Annotated in this window: 12 protein-coding genes and 3 pseudogenes; 12 read left to right on the top strand and 3 right to left on the bottom strand. The window is 36.1% G+C overall.

Annotated features, from left to right (window positions below; all coding sequences use genetic code 11):
* Positions 1-35 precede the first annotated feature (35 nt).
* On the top strand, positions 36-755 hold the full coding sequence (locus G9F74_RS07470; RefSeq protein WP_000440863.1) for a class I SAM-dependent methyltransferase: 720 nt from the start codon (positions 36-38) through the stop codon (positions 753-755).
* 40 nt (positions 756-795) lie between these two features.
* Here G9F74_RS07470 and G9F74_RS07465 read toward each other — a convergent pair whose 3' ends face one another.
* Positions 796-1,188, bottom strand: coding sequence for a hypothetical protein (locus G9F74_RS07465; protein WP_000555013.1), 393 nt, complete (start codon positions 1,186-1,188; stop codon positions 796-798).
* A 136-nt stretch (positions 1,189-1,324) separates the two neighbouring features.
* On the opposite strand from G9F74_RS07465, the gene G9F74_RS07460 reads away from it, so the two are divergent.
* The 6 genes and pseudogenes from G9F74_RS07460 (at position 1,325) to G9F74_RS07435 (ending at position 10,027) form a co-directional block, all read left to right on the top strand.
* The gene (locus G9F74_RS07460; protein ID WP_000842915.1) at positions 1,325-1,660 is read left to right on the top strand and encodes a hypothetical protein; all 336 of its coding nucleotides are present in this window, start codon (positions 1,325-1,327) and stop codon (positions 1,658-1,660) included.
* A 160-nt stretch (positions 1,661-1,820) separates the two neighbouring features.
* Positions 1,821-2,153, top strand: a pseudogene (locus G9F74_RS07455) (VOC family protein).
* A gap of 257 nt (positions 2,154-2,410) precedes the next feature.
* Positions 2,411-4,510, top strand: coding sequence for a vWA domain-containing protein (locus tag G9F74_RS07450; protein ID WP_016108896.1), 2,100 nt, complete (start codon positions 2,411-2,413; stop codon positions 4,508-4,510).
* Positions 4,511-4,586: 76 nt separating this feature from the next.
* Entirely contained in the window at positions 4,587-7,949 is a 3,363-nt protein-coding gene (locus G9F74_RS07445) for a tubulin-like doman-containing protein (RefSeq protein ID WP_000175115.1), read from the top strand.
* A 57-nt stretch (positions 7,950-8,006) separates the two neighbouring features.
* Positions 8,007-8,147, top strand: a complete 141-nt coding sequence (locus G9F74_RS07440; protein WP_016108895.1) for a hypothetical protein — start codon at positions 8,007-8,009, stop codon at positions 8,145-8,147.
* Between the two features lie 497 nt (positions 8,148-8,644).
* Positions 8,645-10,027 (top strand): APC family permease, encoded by a 1,383-nt coding sequence (locus G9F74_RS07435; RefSeq protein WP_016108894.1) that lies wholly within the window; start codon positions 8,645-8,647, stop codon positions 10,025-10,027.
* Positions 10,028-10,106: 79 nt separating this feature from the next.
* Here G9F74_RS07435 and G9F74_RS07430 read toward each other — a convergent pair.
* A pseudogene (locus G9F74_RS07430) lies at positions 10,107-10,604 on the bottom strand (Ger(x)C family spore germination C-terminal domain-containing protein); the annotation flags it as partial.
* A pseudogene (locus G9F74_RS07425) lies at positions 10,600-11,778 on the bottom strand (spore germination protein); the annotation flags it as partial. The pseudogenes G9F74_RS07425 and G9F74_RS07430, both read right to left, overlap by 5 nt.
* A 360-nt stretch (positions 11,779-12,138) precedes the next feature.
* On the opposite strand from G9F74_RS07425, the gene fdhF reads away from it, so the two are divergent.
* The 5 genes from fdhF to moaA all read left to right on the top strand — a co-directional run bounded on the left by fdhF (position 12,139) and on the right by moaA (position 17,886).
* Entirely contained in the window at positions 12,139-15,078 is a 2,940-nt protein-coding gene (gene fdhF, locus G9F74_RS07420) for a formate dehydrogenase subunit alpha (protein WP_000999391.1), read from the top strand.
* A gap of 14 nt (positions 15,079-15,092) precedes the next feature.
* Positions 15,093-15,575, top strand: coding sequence for a helical membrane plugin domain-containing protein (locus G9F74_RS07415; RefSeq protein WP_000729912.1), 483 nt, complete (start codon positions 15,093-15,095; stop codon positions 15,573-15,575).
* A 115-nt stretch (positions 15,576-15,690) separates the two neighbouring features.
* Entirely contained in the window at positions 15,691-16,035 is a 345-nt protein-coding gene (locus tag G9F74_RS07410) for a Na-translocating system protein MpsC family protein (protein ID WP_000163331.1), read from the top strand.
* A 16-nt stretch (positions 16,036-16,051) separates the two neighbouring features.
* Positions 16,052-16,849 carry a formate dehydrogenase accessory sulfurtransferase FdhD gene (gene fdhD / locus G9F74_RS07405; protein ID WP_016108892.1) on the top strand — a complete coding sequence of 266 codons (798 nt, stop codon included), beginning with the start codon at positions 16,052-16,054 and terminating at the stop codon, positions 16,847-16,849.
* A gap of 20 nt (positions 16,850-16,869) precedes the next feature.
* Positions 16,870-17,886 (top strand): GTP 3',8-cyclase MoaA, encoded by a 1,017-nt coding sequence (gene moaA, locus G9F74_RS07400; RefSeq protein ID WP_016108891.1) that lies wholly within the window; start codon positions 16,870-16,872, stop codon positions 17,884-17,886.
* Positions 17,887-17,978: the final 92 nt, after the last annotated feature.

Raw genomic sequence — 17,978 nt, 5'->3', positions numbered from 1 at the left:
TCCTTGAATATATAAAATAAAAAAGGGAGAATCCCATGGAACGAAATACTTACATCGATTTCTTAGCTTATTACGGAATAGGAAGTGCTCATCCTGGTGGTTTTACGTTAACAAAACAATTGCTAGCACAACTGCCTCTTAGACAAGGAGCGGATGTCCTTGAGATAGGTTGTGGTACGGGGAAAACAGCGGCTTACATGACAAAAGAATTCGGTTATAAAGTAACAGCGATTGAAAAGAATGAAATTATGATTCAAAAAGCGAAAGATAGATGGTTGTTTGAAAGATTGAATGTACAATTGATTCAAGGTGATGCAGAGCGATTACCTTGTTTAAATGATTCATTTGAGTTTGTGCTTGGGGAATCGATACTCGCTTTTACAGATAAAGAAAGGGTTATATCAGAGTGCTATCGTGTATTACAGAAGGATGGTAAGCTTGTTGTCATTGAAATGATTATTAATACACATATTGAGAAGAGTGAGGAAGAAAAAATTGCCCAATTATATGGCATGAAAGAATTATTAACTGAGAATGAGTGGGTACAACTATTTCAGAAAGCAAATTTCAAAAGAATTACAATTGCTGGCGGTGGTACAATTGCAGAAACGATATCTAGCTATATAGAAGAGCCGGAATGGAATGTATCAACATATATTCCGAATGAGTTATATGAGGCATGGGTACAACATGAAAACGTACGACGTATGTACCAACATGTTTTAGGACACCGTATATTTATATGTGAAAAGTAGAGAAAAAGAGTTGGCTAAAGGTAGTCAACTCTTTACTATGTTAAATGAAAAATAATGCAGCTAAAGTAATTCCGAAGATGAAACCAAATCCAAGTTCAACGCCCCAGCCACAACCGCCACCCCAGCCGCCGCCACCACAATTACCGCAACCACGACCGCCACATCCACAGCTACTGAATCCACCACCGCAACCGAATCCGCAACTATCACATCTGCTAATGCCGCCGCAAAGATCACAACCACCGTTTGTATATGCGTCATAGTATCCGAATCCTGTATCAAAAGATGAGCGCTGTTGCATTGGTTCGATCCATACAGATTCATTTGTCACATCGATTATTTTGCCTAAATGAATGCGACCATCACGATCTTCAATTCGAACAACTTTACCGAAATAACGTCGGCACGTATCATAACATCTTTGTCTATGCATGTTCTGTCCTCCTTCCCCCTTACAGTAATACGATATGTAAGGGGGACAAGTGCGGCTTGTACGAATGACCTACCTATCATAATTGTTATATGAAAGGGGAAATATAAAGAAAGGATATAGTAAGGAGGGAAAGGCAATGAAATCTACAGATCAGTTTCAAACATACGAAGTACCGTGGAAAGAATTTATAGAAGCATTGCGAGATGAAATGAAGAAAAAAGTAGGAGCGGATATTATTGATACAGTAGTTTGCAATTTAGAAGATGGATTTGAAGTGTATACATATATACAGGGGGATTTAGAGTTTGAATATAAAGAAGCGCTTGAAAGAAAATACGGAAGTGATGCTAAGACTCCTAATTTGTTAACGATTATGCTATTAGCCAGCATTTATAATACGAGTGAAGCGAATATACGCTTACATGCAGATAACAAAGATAATCCAATTGTTGAAGTATATGTGAAGCAATGAAACACGCTGTGAAAGGCGTGTTTTTTATTTATCCCGCTATTTTTGGGCAGTAAAACTCCTACCAAAAAATTTGGCTGGAGCAAAAAAGTTAGGGGGAGCCAGACTGTCCGTAAACGCCCCACTGATCAAAGTTTTACTTTATATGATAAAGTATTAGAAAATTAGGCATCTTAATTTAACGGTTACAGATGTAGTAGCTACTAGAGAATTTTTAGAAAAATATTTTGGATTAATTTGAAGTGGAACGAGGGGAAATGGCTTTGCAGTTATGCGTGATAAGGATGGGTTTATACTAAATTTAATGAAAGGGAAAGAAGTTCAGTATCCTAAAACATTTCATGTAGGATTTCCGCAAGAAAATGAGGAACTAATAAATAAAATGAATCAAAGATTGAAGGAAGATGGATTTTTGGTTGAACCTCCTAAACATGCACATGCGTATACGTTTTATGTTGAAGCGCCTGGTGGATTTACAATTGAAGTAATGTGCTAATTAAAAAATCAAACTTTTTGTTGTGTGTTTTTAATATGAAAAGTAGGAAAAGTCTGTTTTAAGTATGGAGCTTAGACAGGCTTTTTTGCCTATATAATTGGATAGAAAATGCTATAAAGAATATTACCAAGTGTGTATATATGTTTACATAATAAAGTTATGGTGGGTTAGTTGTCCTAAAATACAAGTCATATATCTTGTTTCCTCTCATAAATTTAAACATAGGAATTTGTCTACAAAGGTGGCGAAGCCTCATCATGAAAATTCGAATTTGTGCCACATTCATGTTGTTTCTATTTATATGGTTACATCCTTATTGGACTTTTGCAAAAGGAGAGGAGGCAAAGGAAAGGGTCGTTTCACTTGTATATGATGATTCGGGCAGCATGAGAAATAACGATCGCTGGAAATATGCCAATTACGCTTTGCAAAGTTTAGTTGCGCTATTAGATGAAAAAGATACATTTTCTTATGTTCCAATGAGCAAGCCGAATAATCCGTTAAACATTTCGTTAACGAAGGATAAAAGGCAAACAGAAATTGAAGGAATTGGAGCGTGGAAAACGTATTTAAATACTCCTTTTAGCGCAGTAGAGACGGCGATGCAATCTATAAAAAAGGAAGCAGATATAGATGGAAAACGTGAATTTTGGCTTATTGTATTAACTGACGGGGCATTTAATGATCTAGAAAAAGATAAAGTTGGCGGAAAAGAACAAATTACAAAGAAACTAACAGACTTTAAGAAAGAAATGGATGTAAAAAAGATATCTTTACATCCTATCTTAATTACGATGGAAGAGGATTTAGGGCAGCAAGAAAAAGAACAATTAAATACGTTTAAAGAAATATGGAAGAAAGAGATAAACGGAGTTACGATGCCGTCAAGCGGAGAGGATGGCATTGTAAAAAGTGTAAATCAAGTGGCAGCATTAGTTGCGAATCGTGATCCATTCTCCTCCGTTGAATCGATTGTAAAAACGAAAGTAGTAGGAAAGAAAGTAGAGATTACAACGCCGTTCCCATTAAAGCGTATGACGCTTGTACGACAATCGCCTTCGCTGTCTAATTATCAGGTCACACAAATTTCGAAACCATTACAGTTACAGTCTTCTTTTTCCATACATGCACCCGGAGAAGCGAAATTATTCGGAAATATAGTTCATATAAGCACGGAAAATCAGGAAGTCATTAAACCAGGAACATATACGATAGAAGTGGATCGGGATATTGAGAAAGAAGGATTGCAAGTACTTGTTGAACCAGCGCTTAACTATACGGTTTCTACTTATGACAAAGATGATAATAGTCAAAAAAATGTTGAACAAATGTACGAAGGTGTTACTGCTGTTATTGAAGCAAAGCCTACTGAGTTACCAATTCAGTCTTCTTACTTTCAAGCAGAAGTAGAAATAGACGGAAAACAATATCCGATGAAGTGGAACGATAAGAGGCATGTGTTTTATTACGAAACGAAGATTGGTAAAGGGTTAGTACGTGGAAAAGTTCATATGAATATAAAGGGATTTTACAGACAGACGAAAGAATTCAAAATTGAAACAACAGAAAAGCCAAAATTATCACTTCAAACTGTTACGAAAGATTATGAAGAAAAAGTAACAAATTTAGAGAATAGTAAACCGTTTATTTTACAACCAAAGTTAGATGGTAAGCCGATGACAGAAGGGGCTGTAAAGAAACTATTAAAATCTACTGGTGTCACATCTAAACAATCAATCAACTATGAAATAAAACAACGTGGTAATCAAATTTACGTTTATCCTCGTCCTTATTACTCCGACACATTCAATTTCACAGATACTGGCACCGTAGAAGCTACCATCGTTATACAAGATGCGAAATTACAAGAAGTAAAGAAGCAAATATCACTCCATATTCAAAGTGCGCCGTTTTATGAAAAGTATGCGCTTATTTTTAAGTTTGTCATTCCTATCACTTTATTGCTGCTAGTAGTAGGCATAACCGTTTTAGGATGGATTGTTCGTCCAAGATTTCACCGGAAAGCGCTATTGTATTACGAATGGGATCAAGAAGTAGCGAAAGATTGGTTATATCAATCTGAACCAGAATTACTTCGAAATAAATGGTGGAAACATTATTTTGGTATCCCATTTCGAGCAGAAAGAAAAACTGTGCAATCCGTTACGTTTATAGCCAAGAAAGGTTCGAAATCTGTCTTTGTAGCGAAAGAGTCACAAGTAGTAGGAATGATTATTGATGGGATGTTTATAACAGAGGAAGAAGTAGGAATGGAGCATAAGACACTATATCCAAATGAACTTTTATTAATTGATAGAGGATATGGTAAGGAGATTTACAAATATGAATGTGAATAGTAGGTAGGGATAAGAGGGGAGTCTTAGCTTTCTTTCCCTTTCTTTTTAAACAAGAAAGAATAGGAAGGTGGTTCACATGACATTACAAGTTCCAACGATATTAATTGGATTAGGTGGAATCGGTAGTACTGTGACGCATCAAATATATGAAAAACTGCCTGAAGAGCGCCGAAAAAAGGTAGCGATGCACGTATTTGATACAGATGTGAATACATTGAGTAAATTTGATCATATTCGAAAGTTTAAGACACAAACGAGTTCAAGTAAAACGCCTAGAGAGTATATTGCAGGAGATCCAACGATTCCAGAGTGGTTTCCAATGGATCCAACTATACTTGATAAACCATTAACAGAAGGAGCAGGACAGTTACGCGTCATTTCACGTTTAGCGTTACGTGCTGCGATGAAAGAAGATAAATTGACGTCCTTTTGGCAAGAAATTGAGAAGATTTTTCCGGTTACAAGTGATCAAACGGAATATGGTGTGCGAGTTATTATTGTAACATCACTAGCAGGCGGAACAGGTTCGGGGATGTTTCTGCAAATTGCATTATATTTACGTGAAATGCTTCGGAAAAAACTGCAGCATCATAACATTTTAATACGCGGTGCATTTTTAATGCCTGATGTGTTAGTGAAGACGAGAACGGTTAGTGCGAAAGAATTTGAAACGGTGCAAGCAAATGGTTATGCGTCTTTAAAAGAATTGCATGCCATTACGCTCGGTTCAACTGGAGAATTATCAAAACGCGGTGGTGTAACGATTGAATTAGAATACCGCCCGGATCAAGTAGATGAGGATGGAAGAACGAATCATACGATTAAACAACATCATTTACCGTACAATTATTGTTTCTTATACGATTACGAAAACTTACATGGACACCATTTACACAATTTATCGGATTATATGGAGCAGATGGCAAATACGATTTATTTACAGTTATTTAGTCCGATGTCCACAAGTCATTTTGCACAGGAAGATAATCAAATTCAGCAATTGGCAGAATCAAGCGGGAAAGGACGATATTGCGGGGCAGGAACAGCAAAGCTCATTTATCCATATGAACATGTGTTAAAATATTGTGCTTTAAAATGGGCTGTGCAAGGTTTAGACGAATCGTGGCTTCATTTGGATCAACTCTTTCAAGAAAAGAAGCAAAGGTACGACCAAGATGTAAAACGTGGTATGCAGCGTGAAAAGCCAGAGCGTGGCAAAAGTTATTTAGAGGATTTAGAACATCTTGCTACCCGTCCAGAACAAGCCCATATTTTCTATAGACAAATGTACAATGAAACGCGTGAAGGAGCAGAGGGCGGTAAGCTCGGAGTTGCGAAATCTAAACTGTTTTTAGAAGCTGTAGAAAGCTATGTACAGCGCACAGTGCAAAAAGATGAGGAATTAAATCGTTTGCAGCACGAGTGTAAAATTTCAGCTGCGAAACTAAAAATGATGGAACAAATGAAAGGAGAAGTAGCGAGAGTAGATCATGCGGTTCGTTTATATGCGTATGCGATTCCGAGCCGTGTACATGAACATGTAACGACACTTTTATATGACATGATTGAATCAGACCGTTTTTCACCAAGTGGGTCTGAAGGACAGTCCTATCAATTAAATACATGGTTTTTAAAGAAAACAGACCCTGTTCATCCAGTAGCAGCGCGTTTTATGTTATATGAAATTCGAAAGCAGTTAGTAGAAAAAATGAATCGACTACATGAAAATAATGAACAGAAGCGTAATGTAATTCAAAATTATGATAAAAAATTTAATGTAGGTAATATAGATGGAACGGTAACTGCTGTACGCCGCGTTGAAATCGCTCAGCAACAAGGTTGGTTTGGAAAAATGGTGAATAATCAACAACGTTTATTTAAAAAAGAATTTGAAGATATCGTAACGCAATATGTACACAAATTAAATGAGTACAGAAAAGAAATGCTGTTAGAACTCGTTTATCAATCGTTATATCAAGCAGTTAATAAAATGATTCAATATTGGGAAAGGTTTTTTGATAATTTACATGAAACACGTGAAAATTTATTGTTTGAAATTCAAAAAAGAAGTAAGGAGTTTGAAGGGAAAACAAACCCAACGAATGTATACGTATTAGCGGAAGAGAAGTTGCAAGAAAAAATATGGCAAGATATGCAGCAACATTTAAATTTAGGTGTATTGCCGAAAGATATATCAGCGGAAATTTATATGAGTTTGTATGGGGAATATTGTCGGGATGCGAAAACGGAAGAAATTCAATCGAAAAAGGTAGAAGATTTTTACCGTGAACATATATTGAGCTATTGTTATGATGAATTACAAGTACGTTATCGTGATAAATTAGAACTTAATATTATAGAGGCATTGCGAAAAGAAGCGGATTATAAGAAGCGTGATCGTGATGAATACGTTCGTGAAAAAATTGAAGATCTGTTCCATTTAGCTAGTCCATTCGTGCCGAAAGTTTCTCACCATAGGGAATTACAATATTGGGGTATACATCCAACTTTAAAGAAAGAACTGCAAGAAGAATTAATTCAAGAAATGTTTAAAGAAAAAGATACAGTACATGAAGCTTTTTCACCATTTGAAGTGATCTGTTACCGGGCACATTACGGTTTATCATTGCAAGATTTTCCTAAATTATCATCAGGACACATTGCGAACGGTTTTATGAATGATAAAGGTGACTACTTCCAATCATATTATCGCCGTGTAAACAAATTAAATAGTAAAAAATCTAGTTTAACGCCGCATTTAGATAAGTATTGGCACTTACCAGCCTTTATGCCCGACTTGAATGCGACTCAAACGAAGTTAGACTACGATAAATGTAATCGTGCCCTTCTATATGCGTATATGTATCGCTGGATTAGTTTAGTTGCTGTTGATGGGCAGTTTGTGTATCAATATAACGGCGTTGGACGTAGCTTCTTAATTCAGTCGATGGGGAAAAATATTTCAAGTGAAAGTTATAAATTACACAGAGCATTACTTCATAATCCGTTTATTTATGAAAACATCTTGTCCAGATTTGAAGAAGAGCAAGAAAAGGCAATGATTCAAGGTGGACATTTATATACACATCCGTTCGTATTAGGAGCTCAAGATGTAAGATGGCTTAGAAAAGAACATGTTCACAATCTTTTAGATATGATTTTAATGTATGACCGTGAGGCGAAGTATGATCCGACGTTAGAAGAAACGTCAGATGAATTATTAAGATTATTCCTTGATGAAATCGAACTATACTTCCAAAACTATTACGGTACAGGTGCAGATATGGTTGCGAAGAAAGAGAAAGAAATGTTTATTAAACAATTGTGGGATCGTTCGTATGCGAAAGGGTATGTGGATCCAAATAGCGCTCCTTATAAAAAGTGGCAAAATTTATTAAGTGTTCAAGATGAAGAAGAAACGCCAAAAACGAATGTATAATGAATGAAAAGGGAATCCTTAAAAGTGGCAATACAACTTTAGAAAAGAGGGATTCTGATGCCGTTTTTAGGAAGTGTATATCAAATATTTGGATTGTATCCAGAACTTTATTATGGAATGATTTCAGCTGATATAGAAGAAGAAGCTCAGAAAGAGAATCTTGAAAATAGTAGTGCAGAAGCTGAAATGAAAGAATAAAAAAAGTGCAGATGAAAATCTGCACTTTTTTATTCGCTTAAAAAGGTTGCATAACTTCAAATGAATTATTATTTAAAGATAGTATTTTGATTAAAGGTATGATGATTTCATTTGAATTCTATGTAATGAAAATTGTATGAAAATCAGTGAGGGAAAATGAATATGAACATGAAAACAGAAAAAAACAATGTTTTCGAGAAAATAATTATGTTTAAAAATAACATTTGATACATAATTAACCGTCTTTGTTTAATTAATTATATTGTTGACAATATAATTAATTGTATGATAAATTCAATCAGCATTCTTAGAGATGTATTTTCGCAATAATTATTTTTAAAATTTACTATGAGTTAAAAAGATTGATTTTTCTGTTTTTAAGATTGCTAAGTCTATAAGAGAAAAGGAGTAAATTGTGTATAATTTTATTTTCTAAACAGAACAGTAATAAAGATTGTAATTAGTAAGAGATAAACTTGAAAAAGAGGTTTCAATGAATGAATCTTTTAATAAAGAAAACAATGGATGAAGAAAAGAAAAAAGTATTGAATCAAACTTTAGGAGCGATTGATTTAACTCTTTTAGGAATTGGAGCGATTATTGGTACAGGGATTTTTGTATTAACTGGTATCGTAGCGGCGAAACATGCTGGTCCAGCGATTGTATTATCATTTATATTAGCGGCCATTGTATGTGCATGTGTAGCTTTCTGTTATGCTGAATTTGCATCTGCAGTCCCAGTTTCAGGAAGTGTATATTCGTATACATATATGACATTAGGTGAGATTTTTGCATTTATAGTTGGTTGGTGTGTGATGTTGGAGTACTTATTAGCAACTTCTGCGGTGGCAGCAGGATGGTCAGCTTATTTTCAGTCATTGCTACTAGGGTTTAATATTCACATCCCTACAATCTTTGCATCAGCACCTGGCATGGGGAAGGGTGGAATTATTGATTTACCAGCAGTTCTGATTATTTTAGTTGTAACATTTTTATTAAGTCGTGGTGTAAAAGAAAGTGCCCGAATTAATAATATAATGGTTATTATTAAACTGGCTGTTATTGTAGGATTTATTATTGTAGGGACACAATATGTAAAACCAGAAAATTGGCAACCATTTCTACCGTTTGGTTTTCACGGTGTGGTAGGAGGAGCAGCCACTGTATTCTTTGCTTTTTTAGGATTTGATGCAGTTGCAACAGCTGCAGAGGAAGTGAAGCGTCCACAGCGTAACGTACCGATTGGGCTACTTGTTTCTTTATTCATTTGTACCGTTCTATATGTAGGAGTTTCATTCGTGTTGACTGGAATGGTTCCGTTTACGGAATTGAATGTTGCTGATCCAGTTGCATATGCGTTGCGCACTGTAGGAGAAGATAGAATTGCTGGCTTGTTATCGGTGGGGGCAATAGCGGGGCTAACGACAGTTCTGTTAGTAGCTATGTTTGCATTTGTTCGTGTATCTTACTCGATGAGTCGAGATGGGTTGTTACCAAACAGACTTTCCAGTGTTCATAAACGTTTACAAACGCCATTTTTTAATACATGGGTTACAGGTATACTAGCAGCTTTATTAGCGGGATTAGTGGATTTGAACTTATTGGCTAATTTAGTGAATATGGGAACGATAACAGCATTTGTTTTTGTATCTATAGCTGTCATTGTACTAAGAAAGACACATCCTAATATGAAAAGACCATTCCGTGCTCCCCTAGTACCTTTTTTACCTATCGTTTCAATAGTAAGTTGTATATATTTAGCTTTGAACCTTTCTAAGCTTACTTTAATTAGTTTTGTGGCATGGATTATAATCGGTGTTTTTATATATTTTATATACGCAAAAAAACATAGTAATGTTAGAAACGGAAATAGAGTATAGTCTGTTGAAATAATACTTGTCATGTAAATGAAAACACGCTATCTGTTCTTTATACTTATAAGAACAGATAGCGTGTTTTTTATTTAATAATCCCATTTTCTAAAATTTTGATAGTCGGTGTTACTTTTGCGCTAGCTTTGGAAAAGGAATTAGGCCAATCGTCTTCAACCTTCTTCCATTCTTTATATTGAAAAGCCCTCGCATAATCACCAAATCCGAATGGATCCAGTTGCTGTTTTTGAATTTTGTGAATTAATTCGTTTAAATCTTTGTTTAGTTGTTTTGCGATAAATGAAGTTAATTTCTTTTTATCTTTATCTAAATCCATATTGAATGTAATCTCAGATATAGCAATTTTTAAATTCATTTTAATATTAAATTTGAAACGGTTATCGCTATAGCCTGAACGAATGTTACGATTCATGCTAAGAACATTTATAGTTACGAAATCGTTGCCTTCTGTATCTTTTAAATTACTATTACTTTCAACTCGAGTAGAAGGGATCTTCATTGTAAGAGAAACTGGTGTATTAGCCTTCTTTTGTAATAGAAGAAGAAGTGCGCTTTCATAACGATTTCACTGCAGCCTGTCCAATTACAATTCCTCCTACGACGCCGATCGTTTGTCCAACGGGACCCGGAAGCCGAACCGCAGCTTCACGGAGCATTTCAAGTACTAATTCCATCAAAAGTGCTTCTAATATAGGTGGAAAAGGAATTTTAGCACGAGACTCGCCGATTGTTAACAATAATTTAAGCGGAATCACTTCATAATGAAAGGAAATCATAGCAATATAAAGAGCAGGAGCAAAAATTGCAATAAATAACCCTGTGAAACGAAGGAGACGTATAAAAGATGGAATCATTGGCCTGAAGCTGTAATCATCTATTGTTTGAAAAAAAGCTGAAAAGGTCATAGGTCCAATTAATACGCCGGGTGAGCGATCTACAACAACAGCGATTCGCCCATTCAAAATGTGATGGGCCGTCGTATCAGGACGTTCGGTTATTGATAATTGTGGAAAGAGCGTGTATGAATTATCTTCAACAAAACCTTCTAATTCACCGGTAGTAAGAATAGCATCCACTTTTATTGATTCAATGCGGCATGTCATTTCTTGTATGACATCTTCGTTTGCGATGTCTGCTAGGTAAAGTAAAAAAACTTTAGAACTTGCTCGCTCGCCAACGGTGAATTCCTTCACCTTTAATTCGCGATTTGGGATATATCGGCGAATAAGAGCGAAACTGTCGCTCGCTACTTCATTAAATCCTTCATGTGAGCTTTTTATTGATGTCTCTGTTGTAGGTTCTTCAATGCTTCTTTTTGGTGCCGCTTGCGTATCTAGTTCTAAAGCTGATAGTTGCCCATCTATAAATAAAATACTTTTACCATGTAAAAGGGATTGTTCAATGTCTGTCCACTTCTGAACCTTTTTTATATTTCCGATAGAAACGGAAGATTCCCAAAAATCGTCCTCATTCCACTCTTTAAATAAAAGAGGACGAAGAATATCTACATTAATAACAGTTTTATCTACAAGTCCTTCCATATATATAAGAGCAACCTCTTGGCCGTTTTTTAACGGAAAAGTACGTGTAATTAATTCTGGAATACCACTAAATAACTTGGACAAGTGTTTTAAATTAAGTGGAAGAGAAGAAGAAATAGGCTTATGTAATGTATGATCAGCTTGCTCTTGTGCAGAAAAAGATTTTTCACCGCGTATCCATTTGTTAAAAGACCCCATTTGTTCACTTTCTCCTTGTTATGTTTTATCCCGGATTAACGGGCTGCCCGTAAAAGCCCGATTGGTTAAGGCTGATTAAAGTTTCACTTTATATGGGTTATTATGGATAGTTGCATGCAGACATATGCGTAGTTTAAATTACATATTGTATATTTTTAACTTTAACGCTATAATAATAGTGTTAAAGATGGAATCGTGATATGACCTGTTATGAATCTATCGTTTTATTTATGAATAAATGGATTGGTATTTTAGCAAGATGTGCTAATACACTACTCCACCATGATGATAACGTGCCCAAAATGTGGTGCGTATATTTTCGTGGTGGAGTTTTTTTATTCTCAAAAAGGGGGAAAGACCATGAATGACAACATGGTTCATATTACAATTGACGGAAAAAAGTATACAGCGGAGCCCGGTTCAACGATATTAGGCATCATTAATGACAACGGGATTGAACATCCGCAAATTTGTTATGTACCAGAAGTAGACCCTATTCAAACGTGTGACACTTGTATTGTAGAAGTTGATGGAAAGTTGATGAGATCTTGTTCGACAGTGGCGACGGAAGGTATGGACATTGAACTCGGTTCTGGTCGTGCGAAAGAAGCACAAACAGAGGCGATGGATCGATTATTAGAAAACCATTTATTATATTGTACGGTATGTGACAACAATAATGGGAACTGTAAACTGCATAATACTGCAGAATTAATGGAGATTGAACATCAAAAATATCCTTACGAACCAAAAATAGATGTAAGTGAAGTTGATATGACTCATCCGTTTTATCGCTACGACCCTAATCAATGTATCGCATGTGGTCAATGTGTAGAGGTGTGCCAAAACTTACAAGTAAATGAAACGATATCTATCGACTGGGAAGCCGAGCGTCCTCGTGTTATTTGGGATAATGGTGTAGATATCAATGATTCTTCATGCGTGAGCTGTGGGCAATGTGTAACGATTTGTCCTTGTAATGCTTTAATGGAGAAATCAATGCTTGGTGAAGCTGGATTTATGACGGGATTAAAGCCGGATATTCTTGAACCGATGGTAGATTTAATTAAAGAAGTTGAGCCTGGATATAGCGGTATTTTTGCGGTATCAGAAGTGGAAGCGGCCATGCGTGAGACTCGTACGAAGAAAACGAAAACAGTATGTACATTTTGCGGTGTCGGTTGTTCATTTGAAGTGTGGACGAAAGGGCGTAAAATCCTTAAAGTACAACCATCTTCAGATGCGCCAGTTAACGCAATTTCAACTTGTGTAAAAGGGAAATTTGGTTGGGACTTCGTAAATTCTAAAGAACGAATTACGAAACCATTAATTCGTAAAAATGGAACGTTTGTTGAATCTACATGGGAAGAAGCACTGAATGTAGTTGCAAATAAATTAGGCGCTATTAAAGAAGAGTACGGCAAAGGTTCTATCGGATTTATCTCTTCCTCTAAAATTACGAATGAAGACAATTATGCCATTCAAAAATTAGCTCGGCAAGTATTTGGAACGAATAATATTGATAATTGCTCACGTTATTGCCAATCACCAGCAACGGATGGTTTATTCCGTACAATTGGTATGGGCGGTGATGCAGGAACGATTAAAGATATTGCGCAATCTGGTCTTGTTATTATTGTAGGATGTAATCCGACAGAAGGTCATCCTGTTTTAGCTACACGTATTAAACGGGCACATAAATTACACGGACAAAAGTTAATTGTAGCGGATCTTCGTAAAACAGAAATGGCAGAGCGATCAGATGTCTTTATTAGTCCAAAACAAGGAACAGACCAAGTATGGTTAATGGCTGTTGCGAAATATATGATTGATCAAGGTTGGCATGATCAGGAGTTTATTAATGAAAATGTAAACTTCTTTGAAGATTTTAAAGAGAGCTTAAAAGAATATACACTTGAATATGCAGAAGAAGTAACAGGTATTTCAACAGAAACACTTATCCAAATGGCTGAAATGATTCGTGATGCAGATGGTACATGTATCCTTTGGGGTATGGGGGTAACGCAAAATACAGGTGGTTCTGATACTTCCGCTGCAATTTCAAACTTACTTCTTGCAACAGGGAATTATCGTCGTTCAGGTGCAGGTGCCTACCCACTTCGAGGTCATAATAACGTACAAGGTGCTTGTGATATGGGAACTTTACCAGGATGGCTTCCTGGATATCAGCACGTTACGAACGATATGGAACGTACGAAATTTGAAATGGCTTACGGAGTGGAAATTGATAGTGAACCAGGTCTTAATAATATTGAAATGCTTCACGCAATTGAAGAAGGAAAGATGAAAGCTATGTATCTTGTCGGAGAGGATATGGCTCTTGTAGACTCGAATGCAAATCATGTACATGAAGTGTTATCAAGCCTTGATTTCTTCGTTGTACAAGATGTTTTCCTTTCTAAAACTGCTCAATACGCAGATGTTGTATTACCGGCAGCACCATCTCTTGAGAAAGAAGGTACTTTCACAAATACAGAGAGACGTGTGCAAAGATTGTATCAAGTTCTTCCTACGCTTGGTGATGCGAAGCCAGACTGGTGGATCGTGCAGGAGATTGCGAATAAATTAGGTGCAAACTGGAATTATAGTCACCCAAGTGAAATTTTTGCTGAAATGGCAAGCTTATCACCGCTATTCTCACAAGCAAACTATGAAGTACTTGAAGGATGGAATAGTTTCCATTGGGGAAGTTTTGATGGAACGAATACACCGCTACTTTTCCAAGATGGATTTAATTTCCCAGATAAAAAAGCGCGTTTTGCGATTGCTGACTGGGTACGTCCAGCTGAATTCCCAGCGGAGTTCGACCTTCACATTAACAACGGTCGTATGTTAGAACATTTCCATGAAGGAAATATGACAAATAAATCAACAGGTATTCAAACGAAAGTACCTGGCGTTTTTGTTGAAGTTTCTCCAGAACTTGCAAAAGAACGTGGCGTGAAAACAGGTTCATTAGTGCGCCTTGTTTCTCCTTTTGGAGCACTAAAATTACGGGCACTTGTAACGGATCGTGTAAAAGCGAATGAGTTATATGTACCGATGAACTCTACAGATAATGAATCGGCAATTAATTTCTTAACAGGCCCTGCTGTTGACGTACGTACGAATACACCTGCTTATAAACAGACGAAAGTGCGCATGGAAGTGTTAGAAGTTAATGGCGAAAATCCGATGCCAAAAGCGAACCCGCGTAATAAAAAACGTCATCCTCAAGCTGGTATTGAGGTAGATCGTAAGTGGGCACGTCCAGGGTATGTACATTTAACGGATAAGTAGGGAGGAGAAAAAATATGGCTGCACCTATTAAAACGATTCAAAAACATGAATTAACTGAGGAAGAAATAAAACAGCAAAAGTTAGAGGATTTAAAGGAGCTTCTAGCTAATAATGAAGAAGCTTTAAATCAAATGTTTCATATTGTCGGGGAATTAAATGATATTGGCATGCTAGAAGCAGCAAATTCTATGCTGAAAGCGAAAGAACCAATCGCAAAGATCGTTCTCGGTCAAGTAACTCGTAAACCTGTTACAAATTTAATTAATAATATGATGGGTGCTGCAGGTGCTTTAACAGAACTTGACCCAGAACTTACGAAAAAACTTATAGGTAGTTTATTAGTAGGACTGGAAGAAGGTAATGAGCATCTAGAAAGTAATAAAAAAGTGGGGATATTCGATCTTATGAAAGTATTAAAAGATCCAAATATTAACCGTGCTATCGGGTTTGGTCTTCATTTCCTAAAAGGTATGGGTAAAGGATTAAAAGACGAATAAACTTCATGAAGTTAACCTTTTCGTCCAAATATTTGTACGAAATAGTTTGGGCGAAAAGATCATTTTGGTAAAATATATAATAAAGTAAAATGAGGCTTTTAGGAGGTATGATTTTATGACGAAAAAGGTACATGAATTTAATGATATGATACGAAAACTCCGAAAGGAACTATTCGGAAAAGGACCAGAACGAATTCATACTGTATTTGCTGAAAATATGGCGATTGCAACACTGTATGGGAACTTAACACCTACTGAGAAATTCATTTCAAGTACGATGGATGGCGCGGAAATGGTTCATATGGCTAGAACGAAAATGATTCAAGAAGTTTACGCTGCGAATTCTCGTGAACATTTGGAGGAACTTGTTGGAGCGAAATTAGTGAACTTATTTTCAGATATGAAAGTAGAAGAAGATATTGCTGTTTCGGTATTTGTTTTTGATAAAAATATAACGTGAGAGAAGGATGCTGATCGTGAAACCGATACAGGTAGAAAGAGAAGTTTTCCGTTATGAACAAGGGGTGTTTAAGCATATAGAGGACAGCATTGTAACAGAGTTTCCAGTCACAATTAAAATGAACGGACAGGAGTTTGTTACAATGGTTAGTACTCCAGAATATATAGAAGATATGGTAATAGGCTTCTTAGCATCTGAAGGAATTATTCGGAAGTATGAAGATATTGATCACATATGGGTACAGGAGAAAGAAGGATTTGTACATGTGACGACAACAAAAATAAACCCGTATTACGAACAAATGCAAAATAAACGTTATATTACTTCGTGCTGTGGTATGAGTAGGCAAGGGTTTGTTTTTGCAAATGATGCAATAAGCGTAAAGAAAATGAATGGTGTCCATGTAAAGGTTGCTGTCGAAGATTGTTTTCGTTTAATGAATGAAATGCAGCAATCTGCGGATGCATTTCGACATACTGGCGGAGTGCATAACGCAGCTTTATGTGATGTAAATGGTATTATTTTAGGCCGAATGGATATTGGTAGGCATAATGCGCTAGATAAAATTTACGGTTATTGTTTAAAAAATAATATTTCTATAAAAGATAAAATCATTGTTTTTAGTGGTCGTATTTCTTCAGAAATATTATTGAAAGTTGCAAAAATCGGCTGTGAAATTATACTGTCAAAATCAGCGCCAACTGAATTAGCTTTGCAGTTAGCGGAAGAGTTAGGGATTACTACGATAGGGTTTATTCGTAATCAGTCTTTAAATATATATACGCATCCAGAACGTGTTTTAAATATAAAATAAGTAAAAGTGAGGCAAGGAAGATGAAATCAATTACATTAGACAAATTGCATCGTCCGTTAAAGGATTTACGTATTTCAGTTACTGATCGCTGTAATTTTCGCTGTCGATATTGTATGCCAGAAGAAATATTTGGTCCTGATTATTCGTTTTTGTCTAATGATAAAATTTTATCTTTTGATGAGATTGAAAGGATAACACGTATTTTCGTTTCTTTAGGTGTGAGAAAGTTACGGATTACAGGCGGAGAGCCGTTACTTCGAAGAGGGCTTCCAGAGCTTATTGAGCGGCTTAATAAAATAGATGGTGTGGAGGATATCGGTTTAACAACAAATGGATCGTTACTTAAAAAGTTTGCACCTGATTTATATAAAGCGGGGTTATCACGTGCGACAGTTAGTCTGGATTCATTAGAAGAAGAGCGCTTTTTCTATTTAAATGGTAATAGAAGCAAAGTGCAAAGGGTTCTTGAAGGTATACAGGCTGCGGCTGAAGTTGGTATGAAAATTAAAATAAACATGGTCGTTCAAAAGGGGAAAAACGAACAGGACATCTTGCAGATGGCGCAATACTTTAAGGAAAATAAGCATATTCTTCGTTTTATTGAGTATATGGACGTTGGAAATTATAACGGTTGGGAGTTAGGTGAAGTTATTTCCAAACAAGAAATAGTAAATACAATTCGTGAGGTTATGCCGTTAGAACGGATAGAAGCAAATTATCCAGGTGAAGTAGCTACTAGGTACCGTTATATAGGCAGTGATGAGGAAATAGGTATCATTTCATCTGTAACTGATTCTTTCTGCTCATCATGTACGAGAGCTCGCATTTCTGCAGAAGGAAAATTGTATACTTGTTTATTTGCTTCTAAAGGAAATGATTTGAGAGCATTGCTTCGATCGGGGGATACGGATGAGGAAATTACAGCTGTAATTCACGACATTTGGAATAATCGAGAAGATCGATATTCAGACGAACGCTTAAGTCATACTAATAAGAAAACAATGCCTAAAATTGAAATGTCACATATCGGTGGTTAATATATAAGGCTGACATAATAGTGGAAAATGGAAAGTGTGCAAGAGATGTGGACTTTCTATTTCATAGTAAAAGTGATGATTGATCTCTCTGT

The organism is Bacillus sp. EKM202B, from assembly GCF_011066025.1.
Classification (GTDB): domain Bacteria; phylum Bacillota; class Bacilli; order Bacillales; family Bacillaceae_G; genus Bacillus_A; species Bacillus_A toyonensis.
Note: the sequence above shows the minus strand (reverse complement) of the source record. Positions and strands in the feature narration are given on the sequence as shown.